This is a genomic window from Pelagibacterium lentulum (assembly GCF_003992625.1).
Lineage (GTDB): Bacteria > Pseudomonadota > Alphaproteobacteria > Rhizobiales > Devosiaceae > Pelagibacterium > Pelagibacterium lentulum.
The window spans coordinates 91,537-108,838 of record NZ_RZMW01000032.1 but is presented as its reverse complement, the minus strand read 5'-3'; the positions used below and the strand labels follow the sequence as shown (position 1 = coordinate 108,838).

The 17,302-nt window shown below is 56.5% G+C and carries 20 protein-coding genes; 6 read left to right on the top strand and 14 right to left on the bottom strand.

The window, feature by feature from the left end:
* The 9 genes from thrC to coxB all read right to left on the bottom strand — a co-directional run bounded on the left by thrC (position 1) and on the right by coxB (position 7,861).
* The gene (gene thrC, locus EO133_RS09265) at positions 1–1,401 is read right to left on the bottom strand and encodes a threonine synthase (protein ID WP_127072365.1); all 1,401 of its coding nucleotides are present in this window, start codon (positions 1,399–1,401) and stop codon (positions 1–3) included.
* Between the two features lie 74 nt (positions 1,402–1,475).
* Entirely contained in the window at positions 1,476–2,255 is a 780-nt protein-coding gene (locus EO133_RS09260) for an SURF1 family protein (RefSeq protein ID WP_127072364.1), read from the bottom strand.
* The gene (locus EO133_RS09255; RefSeq protein ID WP_127072363.1) at positions 2,252–2,638 is read right to left on the bottom strand and encodes a DUF983 domain-containing protein; all 387 of its coding nucleotides are present in this window, start codon (positions 2,636–2,638) and stop codon (positions 2,252–2,254) included. Before EO133_RS09255 ends, EO133_RS09260 begins: the two co-directional genes overlap by 4 nt.
* 53 nt (positions 2,639–2,691) lie before the next feature.
* Positions 2,692–3,528: a cytochrome c oxidase subunit 3 gene (locus EO133_RS09250; protein ID WP_127072362.1), complete on the bottom strand. Its 837-nt coding sequence runs from the start codon at positions 3,526–3,528 to the stop codon at positions 2,692–2,694.
* Positions 3,529–3,546: 18 nt separating this feature from the next.
* On the bottom strand, positions 3,547–4,089 hold the full coding sequence (locus EO133_RS09245; RefSeq protein WP_127072361.1) for a cytochrome c oxidase assembly protein: 543 nt from the start codon (positions 4,087–4,089) through the stop codon (positions 3,547–3,549).
* Between the two features lie 12 nt (positions 4,090–4,101).
* Positions 4,102–4,266 (bottom strand): hypothetical protein, encoded by a 165-nt coding sequence (locus EO133_RS09240; RefSeq protein WP_244640830.1) that lies wholly within the window; start codon positions 4,264–4,266, stop codon positions 4,102–4,104.
* Entirely contained in the window at positions 4,263–5,195 is a 933-nt protein-coding gene (locus EO133_RS09235) for a heme o synthase (protein WP_127072359.1), read from the bottom strand. Before EO133_RS09235 ends, EO133_RS09240 begins: the two co-directional genes overlap by 4 nt.
* 75 nt (positions 5,196–5,270) lie before the next feature.
* On the bottom strand, positions 5,271–6,926 hold the full coding sequence (gene ctaD, locus EO133_RS09230; RefSeq protein ID WP_127072358.1) for a cytochrome c oxidase subunit I: 1,656 nt from the start codon (positions 6,924–6,926) through the stop codon (positions 5,271–5,273).
* Between the two features lie 35 nt (positions 6,927–6,961).
* Positions 6,962–7,861, bottom strand: a complete 900-nt coding sequence (gene coxB, locus EO133_RS09225; protein ID WP_127072357.1) for a cytochrome c oxidase subunit II — start codon at positions 7,859–7,861, stop codon at positions 6,962–6,964.
* Positions 7,862–8,227: 366 nt separating this feature from the next.
* Between coxB and EO133_RS09220 the strand changes: the two genes are divergently transcribed.
* The 3 genes from EO133_RS09220 to EO133_RS09210 all read left to right on the top strand — a co-directional run bounded on the left by EO133_RS09220 (position 8,228) and on the right by EO133_RS09210 (position 10,244).
* Complete coding sequence (locus EO133_RS09220; protein ID WP_127072426.1) at positions 8,228–8,713, top strand: invasion associated locus B family protein; 486 nt, start codon at positions 8,228–8,230, stop codon at positions 8,711–8,713.
* A gap of 204 nt (positions 8,714–8,917) precedes the next feature.
* Positions 8,918–9,265, top strand: coding sequence for a hypothetical protein (locus EO133_RS09215; RefSeq protein WP_127072356.1), 348 nt, complete (start codon positions 8,918–8,920; stop codon positions 9,263–9,265).
* An 82-nt stretch (positions 9,266–9,347) separates the two neighbouring features.
* Entirely contained in the window at positions 9,348–10,244 is an 897-nt protein-coding gene (locus EO133_RS09210) for a LysR family transcriptional regulator (protein WP_127072355.1), read from the top strand.
* Positions 10,245–10,259: 15 nt separating this feature from the next.
* Here EO133_RS09210 and EO133_RS09205 read toward each other — a convergent pair whose 3' ends face one another.
* Together EO133_RS09205 and EO133_RS09200 are read right to left on the bottom strand one after the other, a co-directional pair.
* Positions 10,260–11,639, bottom strand: coding sequence for a glutamate--cysteine ligase (locus tag EO133_RS09205; protein ID WP_127072354.1), 1,380 nt, complete (start codon positions 11,637–11,639; stop codon positions 10,260–10,262).
* Positions 11,640–11,750: 111 nt separating this feature from the next.
* Positions 11,751–12,491, bottom strand: coding sequence for a 16S rRNA (uracil(1498)-N(3))-methyltransferase (locus EO133_RS09200; protein WP_127072353.1), 741 nt, complete (start codon positions 12,489–12,491; stop codon positions 11,751–11,753).
* Between the two features lie 73 nt (positions 12,492–12,564).
* On the opposite strand from EO133_RS09200, the gene ubiA reads away from it, so the two are divergent.
* Entirely contained in the window at positions 12,565–13,497 is a 933-nt protein-coding gene (gene ubiA / locus EO133_RS09195) for a 4-hydroxybenzoate octaprenyltransferase (RefSeq protein WP_127072352.1), read from the top strand.
* 56 nt (positions 13,498–13,553) lie between these two features.
* Here the strand turns inward: ubiA and EO133_RS09190 are convergent, their stop codons facing one another.
* Complete coding sequence (locus EO133_RS09190) at positions 13,554–14,048, bottom strand: DUF6101 family protein (protein ID WP_127072351.1); 495 nt, start codon at positions 14,046–14,048, stop codon at positions 13,554–13,556.
* 284 nt (positions 14,049–14,332) lie between these two features.
* On the opposite strand from EO133_RS09190, the gene EO133_RS09185 reads away from it, so the two are divergent.
* On the top strand, positions 14,333–15,163 hold the full coding sequence (locus EO133_RS09185) for a 3'(2'),5'-bisphosphate nucleotidase CysQ (protein WP_127072350.1): 831 nt from the start codon (positions 14,333–14,335) through the stop codon (positions 15,161–15,163).
* A gap of 8 nt (positions 15,164–15,171) precedes the next feature.
* The gene (locus EO133_RS09180) at positions 15,172–15,405 is read left to right on the top strand and encodes a DUF4170 domain-containing protein (protein ID WP_127072349.1); all 234 of its coding nucleotides are present in this window, start codon (positions 15,172–15,174) and stop codon (positions 15,403–15,405) included.
* A 3-nt stretch (positions 15,406–15,408) separates the two neighbouring features.
* Here EO133_RS09180 and EO133_RS09175 read toward each other — a convergent pair whose 3' ends face one another.
* Entirely contained in the window at positions 15,409–15,627 is a 219-nt protein-coding gene (locus tag EO133_RS09175) for a DUF2093 domain-containing protein (protein ID WP_127072348.1), read from the bottom strand.
* A gap of 67 nt (positions 15,628–15,694) precedes the next feature.
* Complete coding sequence (xseA, locus tag EO133_RS09170) at positions 15,695–17,245, bottom strand: exodeoxyribonuclease VII large subunit (protein WP_127072425.1); 1,551 nt, start codon at positions 17,243–17,245, stop codon at positions 15,695–15,697.
* Positions 17,246–17,302 lie beyond the last annotated feature (57 nt).

Sequence of the window (17,302 nt, the reverse complement as noted above, 5' to 3'; positions counted from 1 at the left end):
TCAAGCCTCCCAGGCACGTGTTTTTGCGCGAATGAAATCTTCAACGATTTTCTGATCATTGGCCAGAACTGTAAAGCGTTCTTGCCGCGATGCGAGATCGCCCAATCGTTCGGGCAAGTTTGGATGGATGCCTGTAGCCTTCTCAACGCTTTCTGGAAATTTTGCCGGATGGGCGGTTGAAAGCGTGATGATCGGGGTGTGACCGAAGTTGAACCCGCGCGCAACGGCAACACCGACGGCCGTATGAGGATCAATCAGGTAGCCGGACTTTTCTTTTACATCCCCGATGATCGTTGCCGTCGCCGTTTCATCGGCCATGCCGGTGCCGAAATCTTCCCTGATACGCTCAAGCGCGGACTCAGGAATGGCGAAGGCCCCCGACTGGCGCAGGGATTCAAATAGGGCCTTGGTCTTTTCTCCATCGCGCTCGACCACTTCAAATATAAGCCGCTCGAAATTGGATGACACCTCGATATCCATCGAGGGGCTTGCGGTTTGCTGCACGCCGCGCTTCTCGTAACGGCCCACCTTTACTGCACGTCGCAAAATATCGTTGCTGTTGGTTGCAATGATGAGCTTTTCGACTGGCAAGCCCATGCATTTGGCAACGTAGCCAGCAAAAATGTCGCCGAAATTTCCGGTCGGAACCGAAAAGCTCACCTTGCGATGAGGCGCCCCAATGGCGACGGCAGAAGTGAAATAATAAACCACCTGGGCAACGATACGGCCCCAATTGATGGAATTGACGCCCGATAGCGCTGCGCGATCACGAAACTCGTGATTGTTGAACATGGCTTTGACGAGCGCCTGACAATCATCGAACGTGCCTTCGAGTGCAACGTTATGCACATTATCGTCGCGTACGGTTGTCATCTGCAGCCGCTGGATCGCGGATGTCCGCCCTTTAGGGTGCAGGATAAAAATATCGGTGTTTTCGCGTCCACGGAATGCTTCAATGGCGGCCGACCCGGTATCGCCCGATGTGGCACCGATAATGGTCGCGCGCGCACCCCGCTTGCCCAGGATATAATCGATCACCCGTGCGAGAAACTGCATGGCGACATCCTTGAACGCCAGCGTTGGGCCATGCCAGAGCTCCAGAACAAAGTGGCCTGGCTCAAGCTCCACCAGCGGAGCGACGGAGGGATGATTGAAACTCTGATAGGCGCCTTTGATCATCGCCTTGAGATCGTCGTCAGGAATCTCGCCATCAACGAACCGGGAGATAACGGCAAGCGCAACATCCTCATAATGGCGATTTGCAAAATCGGCAATTTCCTGTGCTGAGAATTGCGGCCAGTGCTGTGGGACATAAAGACCGCCATCGCGCGCCAGACCGGCCAGAACCGCGTCGCAGAACCCAAGGCTTGGTGCCTGCCCGCGCGTACTCACATATTGCATTTATGTTTGTCTCCCAAGATCAGGACGCCACCATTGCCCTTGATTTGCGTCGCAACCGTAATGGCCCTCTCCGCTCAGGGCAAGCGCCGCGATTTGCGCTGCCGCCACAGCCAGAAGCCCAGCATTATCGGTGTTATCCCGGCGAAGGCGAACCATGTTCCAGCATATTCGAGATGGCGGTTTGAAAAAACGATCTCGGTTTCACCGCCCTGGGGCAACGCTCCAAATTCGCCGGCAGGCAAATCTATCGTCACAGGAGCGACGGGAACGTCATTTTCGGACAGAAATGCGGAAAGCCGCTCGGGATTACGCACCCAGTCGCGCCGTTCGGACAGCTCCGACCCAGGCGTGAAAGCATTGGCACGCTCGGCTCTTCGGACGACACCCTCTATGGTTTGCTCGGCTTCGTCATCGACAACGCCGCCCTGGGCATAGGAGGACGCAAGATGGGAGGGCACAAAGCCACGATTGATCCAGACGATGCCATCGTCCGCAACACGGAGCGGCGCCATTACCCAATAGCCGGCACCGCCAAACTGGCCCCGAGCATCAACGAGGTTGTCGAAGACCAGCACGGTCTGCGTGTGATCGAATTGCCCCGTCAGACTGACCGGGCGGAAATCGAGCGCCTCGGGATCGATAGCATCCCATTCGCGCACCGGGGGGAAAGGAACCGGAGCAAGATCGAACCGTGCTTCGACCGCTGCGATCTGAGCTTCTTTCTGACCGAGGCGTTCAACCTGCCACATACCGAGGACGACAAAAAGCGCGGTCAGGCCTAGCATCAGGACGACGAAACTGACCTGGGCGATCCGACCGAGCGGAGCAATGCCGGATTGTTCGGTACTGTTCACGTGTCGTCGCGCTCCCCGGGACCGCCACCTGCAATGGCGCCAGCCTTATACTGGAGATTGATCATGGCACCCTTGAAGGGGCGCAGCAGCAGAACCGACAAAATGATGGTGGTCGAGAACCACAAAAGAATGTGAACCAGGAAGGACAAGCCGAATAAGGCATCGGTAATGAGCCAGAGCAGCACCACAATGGTGCCTACGGGAAACATGATAAGCACCGCTGGCCCATCACCGGAATCGGCGAAACTCAAGTCCAGGCCGCAGCTTTCGCAGCGGTCGGCCGGGGTGAGAAAGCCGGAAAAAATATGGCCCTCTCCACATCTGGGACAACGGCCCTTTATGCCGGTCACCAGTGGAGAAAGCCCCCTGTCTTGTTCTGTCATGTCAGGTTGCCGGAGCACAGATATCATCTGCGCTCCGGCCTTTCTTAGTCTTATTAGTGGACGGCTATCGTGGCGCCCCAGGAGCCCCAGACATAGATCGAGGCAAACAGGAACAGCCAAACCACGTCAACGAAGTGCCAGTACCAGGCCGCGAACTCAAAGCCGAGATGCTGCTTGGGCGTAAAGTGCCCCCTCAACGCCCGGATAAGGCATACGGCAAGGAAAATGGTACCGATAAAGACGTGAAAGCCGTGAAAACCCGTCGCCATGAAGAAGGTTGCGCCATAGATCGAGCCCGAGAAGCTGAAATGGGCCAGGCTGTATTCATAAATCTGAACAGCGCTGAAAAGCACACCGAGCATGACCGTGAGCGCAAGGCCCCACTTAAGACCCTCTCGGTCGTCCTCGAGAATCGCATGGTGTGCCCATGTTACGGTCGTTCCCGAAAGTAGAAGAACAAGCGTGTTGAACAGCGGCAAATGCCATGGATCGAAGACTTCAACGCCTTGCGGGGGCCATACCCCGCCTGTATAGGCCACGCGGGCTTGCTGCACGATCTCGTCGGGAAAGAACGCAGCATCGAAATAGGCCCAGAACCATGCCACGAAGAACATGACTTCCGAAGCGATGAACAGGATCATCCCATAGCGGTGATGAAGCTGGACAACTTCGGTGTGGTATCCGGTTTCGGCCTCATGGACCACGTCGGCCCACCAGCCGTACATTACATAGAGTACGGCAACCAGCCCGGCAAAAAACAGCCAAGGCACGCCACCGTGCATCCACATAATGCCACCAAGGGCCATTACGAATGCACCGACCGAGCCAAGTAGCGGCCAGGGGCTTAAATCTACCAGATGGTAGTCATGGTTCTTTGTCGTGGCTGCCATGTTGAAGCAAATCCCCCGTTAGGATTGATGAAATGAGTACGACAGCGCAATTTGACGGATCGTGCGCAATTCGCTGTTTAGATCAAGGTCCGGATCAACAAAATAGGTAACCGGCATTTCAACAGTTTCATAAGGTGCCAAGGTCTGCTGGGTAAAGCAGAAGCATTCGATCTTGTTGAAATAGATACCTGTAGAGTCCGGCGTTACATTAAAGCTCGCCGTCGTTGAAAGCGGTTCGCTAGACATGTTCGTCGCGCGATAGACTACCGTGGACACTGTGCCCATAGCGTTCGTCTCAATCCGGGCCGGTTCCACGCGCAGCAGCAGGCCGGGATCGACGGTGGCAAGGAACCGAACCTCCATCTCGCGGTCGATAACACCCTTGGGATTACCTTCGGACACCTGGGTCGTTCCGCCAAACCCGGTGACACGACAAAACAGGTCATAAAGCGGCACAGCGGCAAAGGCCATGCCAAGCATGAACAGGGCAAAGGCGACCAGCCAGCGCATGGTGCGCATGTTGGCGCCGGAACGATCGTTGGAGGTGGAAACTGAACTCATGGCGACCTCCTTCTAAAGATCCCGAACCATAATTTCCGGCCCAAGCTTGACGACCGTGATTGCGTAAAAAATCACGACCAACGCAGCCAATACCACAGCTATTGCAATGGAGCGGCGACGCCGGCGCTTGATGAAATCCTGCTCCTGCTCCGTGAGCACCTTGTTATCGTTTGTCACGATACACCTCCGAACCATCTGATCAGGCCAACGTCAGCCAACAGGGCAACGAAAAGCACGAACAAATAGCTTAAGGAATAGGTGAAAACGACGCGGGCACGGCGCTTCATTTCAGCGCCTTGGGAAAAGCGCAGCCGAACGGCGAGCACCGAGAAAACAACACCGAGAACCGCTGCCGGAATGGCGTAGAACCACCCGACAAGGCCGGTCAGAACGGGCCCAAAACCGGTAATGGTCAGCAAAACCGTGTAGATGACGATCTGATTTTGGGTAACACGCTCGCCTGCGACATTGGGCAGCATGGGAATACCTGCGGCCTCATAGTCGCCCTTTTTGTATAGCGCCAGGGCCCAGAAGTGGGGTGGGGTCCATAGAAAGATAATCATAAAGAGAATCAGCGCATCGAGCGAAACCGAACCGGTTACTGCAGCCCAACCGATCATTGGCGGAAAGGCGCCGGCTGCGCCCCCAATCACGATGTTCTGCGAGGTCGAACGCTTGAGCCACATCGTATAGACAACGGCGTAAAAGAAAATCGTAAACGCCAGCAATCCGGCAGCCAGCCAGTTCGTTGCCAGCCCGAGAATGGCAACCGAAAAGACCGATAACGTCATGCCGAAGCCAAGCGCCTCGCCCGGAGCGATCCGGCCCGAAGGAATCGGTCGGTTCATCGTGCGGCTCATGACCCGATCAATGTCAGCATCGTACCACATATTGAGGGCGCCGGACGCACCAGCGCCAATGGCAATGCAAAGGATCGCGACAAAGCCGATAACCGGATGAACCCCACCGGGAGCCACCAGCAGGCCGACAAATCCGGTAAAGACAACAAGCGACATCACCCGCGGCTTGAGCAGGGCAAAATAGTCCTCGACCCGTCCGGTCGAGACGGTCTCAAGGGTATCGCTGTTGTTCTCAGCATAGGCCAAGAGTGAGGCTCCTAAAGTGATGGTATGACCCGGATTTCCGGGTCATACCAAAAGTTGTGGCGTTGGACTGGCCGCTTACTTGAAGCGGGGCAGAGTCTCGAACTGGTGGTATGGCGGTGGGGAGGACAATGTCCACTCCAGCGTAGTCGCACCTTCTCCCCACGGATTTTCCGCAGCTTTGCGCTTGCGCATGATCGCTTCGACAACCGACCAGAAGAATACGCCCATCGCTACCAGGGTCACAAGGTAACCCCAGGACGATACACTGTTCCACAGCGCATAGGCATCGGGGTAGTCGATATAGCGGCGTGGCATACCGGCAAGACCAAGGAAGTGCTGCGGGAAGAAGATCAGGTTTACGCCAATAAACATGATCCAGAAGTGCAGCTTGCCGAGGAACTCGCTGTACATGATGCCGAACATCTTGGGGAACCAGTAGTACCAGCCTGCAAAGATCGTGAATACCGCTCCGAGCGAAAGCACATAGTGGAAGTGGGCAACCACGTAATAGGTATCGTGGAAGGCCCGGTCGGCGCCAGCATTGGCGAGAACAACCCCCGTCACACCGCCAACGGTGAACAGGAAGATGAAGCCAACAGCCCAGAGCATCGGCGTGGTGAAACGCATAGAGCCGCCCCACATCGTCGCAATCCAGGAGAATATCTTAACCCCTGTGGGCACCGCAATGATCATGGTTGCAGCCACGAAGTAGCGCTGTGCGTTGAGCGAAATGCCAGTCGTGTACATATGGTGCGCCCAAACGATGAAGCCTACGGCACCGATTGCGATCATCGCATAGACCATGCCGAGATAGCCAAAGATCGGCTTGCGCGAGAAGGTCGCGATGATGTGGCTGATGATGCCAAAGCCCGGCAGGATCATAATGTAAACTTCGGGGTGCCCAAAGAACCAGAACAGGTGCTGGAACAAGATCGGATCCCCACCGCCGGCAGGATCAAAGAAGGTCGTGCCGAAGTTGCGATCGGTAAGCAGCATGGTGATCGCGCCTGCAAGAACCGGCAGAGCCAGCAGCAGCAGAAACGCCGTTACCAAAACCGACCACGGAAAAAGCGGCATCTTGAACATGGTCATGCCAGGGGCACGCATGTTCAGAATCGTGGTGATGAAGTTGATCGCACCAAGGATAGAGGAAGCACCTGCGATATGCAGCGAAAGGATCGCATAATCCATTGCAGGCCCAGGATGCCCGGACGTCGAAAGCGGCGGGTAAACCGTCCAGCCACCGCCAAAGCCGAGCAGGCTCGGAGGCCCTTCGACAAAAAGCGAGATCAGCAGCAGAATGAAGGCGGGCGGCAGCAGCCAGAACGAAATATTGTTCATACGGGGAAATGCCATGTCGGGCGCGCCGATCATAAGCGGCACGAAATAGTTGGCAAATCCACCGATAACCGCCGGCATAACCACAAAGAACACCATGATCAGGCCATGGGCGGTGGTGAACACATTGTACATGTGCTTGCCGGCATCGAGCGCGGCGTCACCGTCGACGCCATAAACCATCTGAGCCAGACCGGGGAAAATCTGAATACCCGGCTCGGCCAGCTCCCAGCGCATGAAGCCGGACAGGGCACCACCGATTATGCCAGCAAAAATCGCAAAGTAGAGGTAGAGAAGACCGATATCTTTGTGATTGGTTGAATAGAGCCAGCGCTTCCAGCCGGTAGGCGTGCCGTGCGCGGCGTGGGCAGTGTCAGCTTGCGCTTGTGCCATATTGAATCCCTCTCGAATAACCGTGCCGCGTCAGATCAGTCGGCCTGCGCCAGAAGCAGATTGGCGCCATCTAAATCCCCAGCCTGTGCCGCTTCGAGCCAGGCGTCGTATTCTTCCTGCTCGACCACGCGAACGGCGATCGGCATAAAGGCGTGGTCAATCCCGCACAATTCCGAGCACTGCCCGTAATACATGCCGGTACGCCGTGCATAGAACCATGTCTCGTTGGTGCGACCGGGAACCGCGTCCACCTTGACCCCGAATGAGGGCACTGCGAAGGCGTGAATCACATCCGCAGCCGTTACCAGAACGCGCACCGTCGTGTTTACGGGCACCACGAGCTCCTGATCGACAGCAAGCAGGCGAGGTTCGTTTGGCTTGAGTTCGGCGAGCTGCTCGTCATTAAGCATTACGGAAATGAATTCAACGTCGTCATCGATATACTCGTAGCCCCAGTACCACTGATAGCCGATCGCGCGAACCGTCAAACCGGGCGCCGGCACATCGACCTCACCGCCGGAGAAAATCGCAGAACCCAGATACTGGCGCTCTCCATCAGGAATGGTTTCCTGATCGGCCAGAACACCGAAGGATGGAATCGCGATCACAATGAGAATCAGGATCGGCACAACGGTCCAGACAATCTCAATCAACGTGTTGTGCGTTGTCTTGGTTGGAACCGGATTGGCGCGATGATTGAAGCGAATGATGACCACAATCAGCAATGCCAAAACCAGCAGAACGATTGCCGTAATAATCCACATCAACAATCCATCATGGAAAGCTACGATGGAATCCATGATCGGGGTTACCGATGTCTGAAAGCCGAGTTGTCCCGGAGCGGGCTGCCCAACCTGTGCAAATGCAGCGGCAGGAAAAAGCGCAAGAAGCGCCACGAGCGAGGCCTGTACGAGACGGAAAGACAATCCTGTCACCTGGATCTCTCCTGAACGTGTTTATTTTTTAGCGCCCTCGTATAGCCATATGCGCATGACAAATGCCACACGCTCCCGACTCATTTGCAGGGTGCAGGTTTTTCTCCAAGAGAGCTAAACCACATCCAGACTTTGAAGGCAATTGAGCAAGGTGCCACATTTTGTGCGTCAAATTGCGCCACTTGTACGCACAATATGCCTCAAGCCTGCCGCAGTTTTGCGAGAGGAGGCGAGATGCAGACATCAAGACTGCCCTGTTGACAAGGCCGTTGCGCTGCCCGACACAAAGACAGTCAATACCCATTTTTCGGCTATCGGCAGGAGTACAGCCTCGATATGCGCATCAAATACCTTGTTCAAACCTTGATGATCGGCCTCGTTTTTGCCGGAAGCAGCCTTGTAGCCCTCGCCCCGGCCCAGGCGCAGGGAGCCGTTCGGTCGCAGCATGGAGACTGGCAGATGAGCTGCGACATGCTGCCGGGCGCAAGCGAAGAACAATGCGCGCTGATTCAGAACGTAACGGCCGAAGATCAGCCCAATGTGGCGCTTTCCGTCATCGTTTTGAAAACCGCAGATCAACAGGCGCGCCTGTTGCGCGTGCTCGCGCCGCTCGGCGTATTGCTACCCAACGGACTGGGCCTCAATATCGACGGCGAGGATCAGGGGCGCGTCGCCTTTGTACGCTGCCTGCCCAATGGCTGCGTTGCCGAAGTGGTGATGGATGACGAACTGATCGAAAAACTTTCCAATGGCGATACCGGTATCTTCATCGTGTTCAGAACACCGGAAGAAGGGATCGGCATCCCGATTTCCCTTTCTGGCTTTGCAGAAGGCTTTGAAGCCCTGCCATAACCATTTGCAGAACCCCAAAGCATAAAAGGCCGGACCCTAAGGTCCGGCCTTTCCGTTAGGAAACAAGACAATCGGCAAAAATTGTCCTTGTTTTTCAGTGCCCTTTGAAAACGGAGCCGAGCGTCGGCAAAAACGGCCAGCTCCAAGGGACTGAAGGGGTGCGTTCAACAATCTCCAGCGCGACGCTATCGATCGAAACGCTATATGGCTATCGGCAAGGGGTCACCGGAGCCATTCGGCTGCGCGCTGGCTGCGCCGCGCGTCAAGAATTTGCCCGGCAGCGTTACCGCCGTGGCGCATAGCTTCCGCAATGTCAAAGTGAGTCAATCCGAGATCATTAAGACGGGCGGAATCCATTTGCATCATGTCGCGCAAGGTCGACCGACGCATTTTCCCACCCCAGGAACGTCCAAACAAAAAGGCCATAGTGTCCACTCCAAAAGAAAATCGACAGCCTCACCGCCCAAAGCTCGGATTGGCATTGCCATCACGGCAACAATTCACTCTATCGAGAGAGTCGCGTTTTCAGCGCGATCACTCTTTACGTTGTGACTTTTAGATAAGGGCTTGTCTCTCATTATTCAAACAAATAGATTTCATCTATTCGATCAAAATTCGTGATGAAAGATTTGTCATGGCCAGCCCGCTCGATCTCGATCAGTTACAAACGTTCTGTGCCATTGCCGATTGCGGCAGTTTTACCGAAGCCGCCAAACGCGTTTACAAAACCCAGTCAGCGGTTTCGATGCAGATCAAGCGACTCGAAGAGCGGTTGGGACAAGTTCTGCTGTTGCGGGAAGGTCGACGTGTCACGCTGACCAATGAAGGGGAGGCGCTTTACGGCCGCGCGCGGCGTATGCTCAAGATCAATGCAGAGATCATCGATCTGTTTTCCGACACCGACCTTTCGGGCAATATACGGTTCGGTGTGCCGGACGATTACGCGGTCAAGCTATTGCCAATCCTGCTTTCCAGCTTTCAACGTACCCATCCGAAAATTACCGTCGACGTCCGCTGCCAACCATCAGAGGAACTGCTTGAGGGTATGCGCTCGGGCCGCTACGACATCATTGTCTTTACGCAAGGCACCATGCACGAATTCGGAGAGTTGTTCCGGACGGAGAAAATGTATTGGGTTGCCAGCCACGGCGGGCGGGCACTGAGCAGCGATCCCCTGCCCCTCGCTTCCGGGCCGCAATATTGCATATGGCGCGCCGAGGCCGTTGAGGCACTGAGCCGAATGAATCGAGACTTCCGTATCGCTTACACCTCGTCGAACGCGACAGCCATTTCGAGCGCGGTACTTTCCGATCTTGCTGTTGGGTTCCTGCCGGAAAGTGCGCTACAGCCCGGAATGCGGGTGATCGCGGAAGATCACAATCTGCCCAGATTGCAGGATGCCCAAATCGCGCTGTTGCGCGCTTCCCACGCTTATGGTGGCATTTACGATGCGCTTGTCAGGCATATCACGGAAGGTATGGGCAATCTGCCGGGATCGCGTAACGAAACGCCCGAACAGGCGGCAGAATAGGCGCCGTCTTTTCGCCTATTCACCTCGGCCGGCCATGGCGTAATCGGTGAAAATGCGGTTTATGTCGCCGTTCCACTCACCGTGATAGAGATCGAGCAGGCGCTCAGCCGGGGTCTTGCCGGTTTCGAGCGTATATTCGAGCGGCTTGAGGAAGACGGCTTCGTCGGCGCCTTCCCAGTTGAGATTGTTGCGCGCCTTGAGCCCGGCCCGTGAAATCTCGACGGCGCGCCGGGCAATTTCATGCAACGTGCCATTGCGGAACGGGGTGTTGAGCGCCAGTTCGGGCACCTGGTGCCGTAGCGCATCGCGTTCTTCGTCGGTCCAGTCCTTGACCAGATCCCAGGCGGCGTCGAGCGCGGAATCATCATAGAGCAACCCAACCCAGAATGCAGGCAGCGCGCAAACACCCTGCCAAGGCGCCCCATCGGCGCCACGCATTTCAAGGAACTGCTTCATCCGCACTTCAGGGAAAAGCGTCGAGAGATGGTCTTCCCAGTCCTTGACGGTGGGCAGTTCGCCGGGGCGCTGCGGCAATTTTCCCTCAAGAAACGCCCGGAAGCTCTCGCCCGCACAATTGATATACTTGTCATCTCGAATGATAAAATACATTGGCACATCGAGCGCATAGTCGACATAGCGCTCAAAGCCCATGCCGTCCTCAAATACGAACGGCAACATACCGGTGCGCGCATTGTCGGTATTGAGCCAGATATGGGACCGGAACGAAAGCAACCCGTTTGGCTTGCCTTCAAGGAATGGAGAATTGGCAAACAGCGCGGTTGCCACTGGCTGAAGCGCAAGGCTGACGCGCATCTTCTTGATCATGTCGGCTTCAGAGGCAAAGTCGAGATTGACCTGCACCGTGCAGGAGCGGAACATCATCGATGTGCCCAGCGTACCGACCTTATTCATGTAAGGCGCCATGACGCCGTAACGTGACTTGGGCATTTGCGGGATTTCATCGAGCGTCCATGTCGGCGCGGTTCCCAGGCCCAAAAACTCGATGCCCATAGGCTTTGTATATTTGTGCAGCGCCTTGAGGTGATCGTTTGTCTCGATACAGGTTTCGTGCAACGTCTCCAATGGCGCGCCGGACAGCTCGAATTGCCCGCCCGGTTCAAGCGAAATAGCCCCACCGCCCTTGGGATTGTTCAGCCCGATAACATTGTCGCCATCATAATATGGCGTCCAGGCGGTTTCCTCCTGCATGAGATTGAGCAGGCGGCCAATGCCATTTTCCCCAAAGTACGGTACGGGCTTAAAGCTGTCCTTATAGAACGTGAACTTTTCGTGCTCGGTGCCAATGCGCCATTCGTTCTTGGGCTTGCATCCGCGCGACAGTGTTTCGATCAATTGCGCACGCGATTCAATGAGCGGAGACGGCTTGTCTGCCATAGGGTACCTCGATGGTCGAACCGGCGACGGGATCTGCCGCGCCGGTGCCGCGACAATAGCGCGTCATATTCTGAGATCAATCCCCTTTATCGGCAAATTGCGATAAAAGAATTACCAGTCGCCGATTGTGGACTGAATCAGCGCGAGAGCGGCGACAGCAGCAGTATCGGCCCTTAGAATACGAGGGCCAAGGCTGATGGATGTTACAAACTCCTGTTCGTGCAGCAGCGCGCGCTCGTCGGCCGAAAAGCCACCTTCGGGGCCGATGATGAGGCCCAGTTCTTTTCCTTTGAGCGGCATAAGCGTGTCGATTGGCGAACTGGACGCAGATTCTTCATCGCAAAAGATCAGCTTCCGATTGCCATGATTTTCTTTCCAGTTCGCGATGAGTGGCTTGAGTTGAACTGGCTCGCGAACCTGCGGAATAGAAATAACCTCACATTGTTCAGCGGCCTCGATAGTGTTGGCCCGAACCTTGTCGAGATTGACGCGCGTATTCTGCACATATTGGGTCAGAATGGGCTGGATCACGCCCGCGCCCATTTCTGTGGCCTTCTGAACGCAATAGTCCATCCGCTTGATGGGCGCAAAGCCGTACCAGAGCGTGCTGGGCGGCGTTTGTTCGGCGCTTTTTTCAGCCAAATGCAGTGTCACGGTTTTCTTTCCCGCCTGAGCAATTTCGGCGAGAAATGCACCGTCCCGACCATTGAAAACGACGCAATTGTCCCCGGCCGCGCGCCGCAGCACGTTAACAAGGTAATTTGTCTGGTCCTTATCGAGCGCGATCTCGGCGCCAAGCCGCATCGGAATATCGATAAACAAGCGGGGCAGCGTCTTGTGGGTTCGGGGCATTTGGACCTGTTGACTTGTCGTGTTGCGGCGTTACAGCCTTATTGCCACGATTAGTAATGTGAGAACCGGAAACATGCCAAGCCCTCAAACGCCGAACGGAACTGTGGCCGATGCGCCAAAGGGCAATTGGGTCGACCGGTATGCGCCCGATGTGGCCAAGCCGTATTTCCGCATGTCGCGGCTGGACCGCCCCATAGGCTATTGGCTGCTGTTCTGGCCCTGCGGATTTGCGCTCGCCCTTGCCGCCATCGCGACCGGCACAGCCTTCAACTGGTGGTATCTGGCCCTGTTTCTGATCGGGGCCATTGCCATGCGGGGTGCCGGCTGCACGTTCAACGACATTGTGGATCGCGATATCGACGACAAGGTTGCGCGCACGCGCTCACGCCCCATTCCGTCCGGGCAGGTCAGTGTCAAGCAGGCTGCAGTATGGCTCGTGGCGCAATCTCTTGTCGGCCTGATCGTTCTGCTGCAATTCAACCTCACCACGATCCTGATGGGCATCGCTTCGCTGGGACTGGTCGCCATATATCCGTTTATGAAGCGAATAACCTATTGGCCGCAGCTTTTCCTCGGATTCGCTTTTTCCTGGGGCGCTCTTGTGGGCTGGACAGCCATCACCGGCGAATTGGCCTGGGCGCCGTTTGTCCTTTATGCCGGGACCATCGCCTGGACTATCGGGTATGACACCATCTATGCGCTGCAGGATGTCGAGGACGATATTCTGATCGGTGTCAAATCCACCGCTCTTTTGGCCGGCGACAAAGCAAAGCCCTTTATCGCCGGCTTTTTCGCGCTGACGCTGATTGTCTGGGCAACTGCCAGTTTCATGGTTGCGCAGACACCGCTCGTGCTGCTCGCCTTGATTGCACCAACGGCGCTCATGGGGTGGATGTTGGCAACCCTTGACCGGCACGACGGCGCTAACTGCCTTGCACGTTTCAAGGCCAACCACTGGGTTGGGCTGGCCTTTACTGCCGGACTTGTCATCTTTTCCATGCTCTAGAAACAAAAATGCCCGGACTTGTCCGGGCACTTAAAACCTTATCGATGGAGTGCCGGTCAGGCAGTATTCTGGCCGGGCTTGCGACGGCGCGCAAAGCGTGTGCGCCGCTCGGCATCGGTGGCCAACATGCGGCGACCGGTCTGGTTGCCGACAAGAACGCCATCGACCTGCTGGGAATAGGGAATGAGTTGGCCATCGCCCGAGCGGATAAAGAGTGGCAGGCGGAGCTTTTTGCCCCAGTTCTGCCATTCGGCAACGACCGAACCATTGCCCTCTTCTTCAAACACGCGATAGTTGAAATCATTATCGGGATGAACAAGTTCTATCGTGCTGGTCAAAACGCCTTCTTCTGAAATGCGCGTGCCTACGGCAACCCCGACATATTCCGCGACGGGAACCTTGATCTTTACGGCAACCCCACTCTTGTCCAGCTTGCGCCGGACAGTCACGGTCATTGCTTCACCCGGAGCGCGATTGTCGTTTGCCGGTCTGCCGATACGGCCCATCTGATATGCCGCTCCTCGCAAGAGAACGAGTTGCGAACCAGCCATGCTTACGCCGCGAACCATTGTTTTAGCCTCACTGTCAACTTTCGAGAGCTTGTTTTTTTCCGCTCTCTTGATGAGGCCAATCTACGTGCGGCATCTCCACATCCGCTTAAAAAACTGGGTTAAGTTTGTCTTGTCTCAAAATGGGTTAGCAGATGGTGACTCGGTGTAAGAGCCGATTAACCCCATCCTCTTGCCACCGCGCGCCAACCGGCATAGGAAAGGCCGCAATACCGGGCGGCGCAGGCCGACTCGATCAAGCGACCTTTCAACCTCTTGGACGAGCAATGGCTTCAGCCGTATCGACAGATCCGCAGGACGATCTCAAGCTCTTGAAATCGGCAGCGGTGCATGCGGGGATCATTGCACTGGGTTTCTTTCGATCCGATCTCAAGACCTGGACCAAATCCCATTCCTCTCCGGTCTCGGAAGCCGATATCGCTGTCGATACATTTTTGACCCAGGCTCTGCGCGCGGCGCGACCTGCCTATGGCTGGCTGAGCGAAGAAACGCTGGACAATACCGACCGGCTCTCGCTGGATCGTGTCTTCATCATCGACCCGATCGACGGTACACGCGGCTTTATTCGAGGTGACGATAGCTGGACGATTTCGCTTGCCGTGGTTGAGAATGGCGTGCCGGTTGCCGGTGTGGTCTATGCGCCCGCACGTGACGAAATGTATGCGGCCGCCATCAATGACGGCGCGACGCTGAACAACCGTATCCTGAAGGCACCAAGACGGACTTCGCCGGGCTGGCTTATCCCTGCCCCGATGGCGGTGCATACCCTATTGTCGGAAGGGGGGCTAGATTATGAGCGCGGCCCCTCCTATCCATCTCTTGCCTATCGACTGGTGCAGGTTGCATCGGGCGATCTCGATGCTGCGGTCGCACGACGCGGCGCACAGGATTGGGATATTGCAGGAGCCGATATCATTCTGCGGGAGGCCGGGGTGACATTTGAAGACGTTTGTCTTGGCACGCCTATCTACAATCGTGCCGAAACCCGGCACGCTGCCCTTGCAGCGACAGCAAGCCCTTCATTACTATCGCCATTGCGCTCTGCCTTGCGCAGCGTTTATGGATGCCCTGATCAACTACAACATGCTTCGGAGTGATGCCTGACATGAGCGAAACACAATCCAAACAACTGCTGCACCTTGTCATTGGCGGCGAGCTGGCAGGCCTTAAGGGCACCGAGTTCAAGAACCTTGACGAGGTCGATATTGTCGGCGTCTATCCCAACTATGCTGCCGCATATGACGTTTGGAAGCAGAAGGCGCAAATGACGGTCGATAACGCCGAAATGCGTTACTTCATTGTCCACCTGCACCGGCTTCTTGATCCCGCCGACGATTGATCGCTATTCGCCGATCGACTTTTTATAGGCGGTGAAAGCCGCCTCGGCATTGGCATAGGGCTCCTGCCGTTCGACGCTCCAATAGGTCAGTTCTTCCACAGGTATAGGCGAGCCCGTCACCGCGCAGCGCACAAAGGTGCCGGGCTTGACCACCACATAATCGGCGTCGAGATAGCGAAGCTTTGCTTCCGAAGGCGTAAAGCCGGTCTCAAGAATGTTCACAGCAAGGCTCCAGAACAGGCACAGTGATTGGATCGTCGCTTGTCATTAGCGCGCATTTTTCAGCGCGTCAAAACAGGCTTTCCTGACCGCCCGGTGAATTGTCCGGCTTCGGCTTGCGCCGGGGGACCGCAGGCGCGCCGCTGACATTGGCGTCAATCTGGCCATCGGCAAGCTCGATTAAAAGCGCGTCACCGGGTTTGACTGCATCGGCCTGCCGGACAAGATTGCCATCGGCGTCCTTGACCAGAGCAAAGCCACGCGCCAGCACACGCTGATAACTCACAGAGCCCAGCAGCTTGGCCTGCAGATCAAGACGGTTCCTGCATTCGACAATCAGGCGACCGGCTGCGGGAGCGAGTCGGGAACCAGCATTTTCCGTTCGCCCCTGCCCGGTGTCGATCAATCCACGCAGCAATTGCGGACGCAAGGATGGCTCAGCTCGCGAAAATGCCATGCGGGTTCGCGATAGCCTGCCCTCGGCCAGGTGGCGTGCGCGCACAGCGTGGCGATCCAGCAGGGCACGTGCCTGTTCAGTGCGCCGCTCAAGCAAGGCTGGACCGAACCGACCGGTCGTTTTGCCCAGGTCCATGGCCTTGGCATGTCGCGCTCCGCTAAGAGCCGAGGCCAGACGTGTTGCGGCCATATCCAGCCGCTGGCGTTGAGTGGCTGTAAGGTCATAGCCGCGCGGCAGTCCGGCGCTGGCTGCGCGCAACCGATCCTTAAGGTTCACCGCAATGCGTCGCGTCGCGTTGCGCTGGCGAACACCCAGATCATCAACATAGGCAATAAGTTCGCTTCTGACGGGCACCGCCATTTCAGCAGCCCCTGTCGGCGTTGGTGCCCGGCGATCCGCCGCATAATCTATAAGCGTAATGTCGGTCTCGTGCCCGACCGCCGAAATAACGGGAATCGTGCTTTCGGCAACGGCGCGAACGACAATCTCCTCGTTAAAGCCCCAAAGGTCCTCAATCGAACCGCCGCCGCGGGCAACGATCAAGAGGTCCGGGCGCGGGATCGGTCCATCGGGCGCAAAGGCGTTGAAGCCACGCACGGCATTGGCAATTTCGGTGGCGCTGGTGTCGCCCTGAACCCGCACCGGCCAAACCAGCACATGAGAGGGAAAGCGGTCGTCCAGCCTATGCAGGATGTCACGGATCACCGAGCCGGTTGGCGAGGTTACAACGCCAATCACATTGGGTAGATATGGCAGTTCGCGCTTGCGCTCGGGCGCAAACAGGCCTTCGGCCAAAAGCTTCTTGCGCCGCTCTTCCAGCAGTGCCATCAAGGCTCCGGCCCCGGCGGGCTCGATCTGCTCGATAACGATCTGGTACTTGGACGAGCGCGGATAGGTCGTCAGCCGCCCGGTGGCGATGACTTCCAGCCCTTCCTCCGGCTTGAACGTAAGGCGGGCGAAGTTACCCTTCCAGATAACCGCATCAATCGAAGCGCCTTCATCCTTCAAGGTAAAGTAGGCATGGCCCGAACTGTGCCTTCCGCGATAGCCGGAAATTTCTCCCCGGACGCGGACATGGCCAAATGTATCCTCGACCGTGCGCTTTACGGCCTGAGAAACCTCGGAGACGGTAAATTCGTGAGCATTGGAGGGTGCGCTTTCCATATCCGACTTGGTGGCCGATGGAATGGATTCGGTCAAGGGTGGCGATATCGTCCGGGC

Bases quoted from the DNA above. Each gene is read 5' to 3' on its own strand.
- EO133_RS09190 (WP_127072351.1), bottom strand. From the start codon at position 14,048: ATGGCTGGTTCGCAACTCGTTCTCTTGCGAGGAGCGGCATATCAGATG.
- xseA (WP_127072425.1), bottom strand. From the start codon at position 17,245: ATGGAAAGCGCACCCTCCAATGCTCACGAATTTACCGTCTCCGAGGTT.
- EO133_RS09220 (WP_127072426.1), top strand. From the start codon at position 8,228: ATGATCGGCCTCGTTTTTGCCGGAAGCAGCCTTGTAGCCCTCGCCCCG.
- EO133_RS09255 (WP_127072363.1), bottom strand. From the start codon at position 2,638: ATGACAGAACAAGACAGGGGGCTTTCTCCACTGGTGACCGGCATAAAG.
- EO133_RS09210 (WP_127072355.1), top strand. From the start codon at position 9,348: ATGGCCAGCCCGCTCGATCTCGATCAGTTACAAACGTTCTGTGCCATT.
- EO133_RS09185 (WP_127072350.1), top strand. From the start codon at position 14,333: ATGGCTTCAGCCGTATCGACAGATCCGCAGGACGATCTCAAGCTCTTG.
- EO133_RS09200 (WP_127072353.1), bottom strand. From the start codon at position 12,491: ATGCCCCGAACCCACAAGACGCTGCCCCGCTTGTTTATCGATATTCCG.
- EO133_RS09250 (WP_127072362.1), bottom strand. From the start codon at position 3,528: ATGGCAGCCACGACAAAGAACCATGACTACCATCTGGTAGATTTAAGC.
- EO133_RS09180 (WP_127072349.1), top strand. From the start codon at position 15,172: ATGAGCGAAACACAATCCAAACAACTGCTGCACCTTGTCATTGGCGGC.
- thrC (WP_127072365.1), bottom strand. From the start codon at position 1,401: ATGCAATATGTGAGTACGCGCGGGCAGGCACCAAGCCTTGGGTTCTGC.
- EO133_RS09245 (WP_127072361.1), bottom strand. From the start codon at position 4,089: ATGAGTTCAGTTTCCACCTCCAACGATCGTTCCGGCGCCAACATGCGC.
- EO133_RS09215 (WP_127072356.1), top strand. From the start codon at position 8,918: ATGGCTATCGGCAAGGGGTCACCGGAGCCATTCGGCTGCGCGCTGGCT.
- ctaD (WP_127072358.1), bottom strand. From the start codon at position 6,926: ATGGCACAAGCGCAAGCTGACACTGCCCACGCCGCGCACGGCACGCCT.
- EO133_RS09205 (WP_127072354.1), bottom strand. From the start codon at position 11,639: ATGGCAGACAAGCCGTCTCCGCTCATTGAATCGCGTGCGCAATTGATC.
- ubiA (WP_127072352.1), top strand. From the start codon at position 12,565: ATGCCAAGCCCTCAAACGCCGAACGGAACTGTGGCCGATGCGCCAAAG.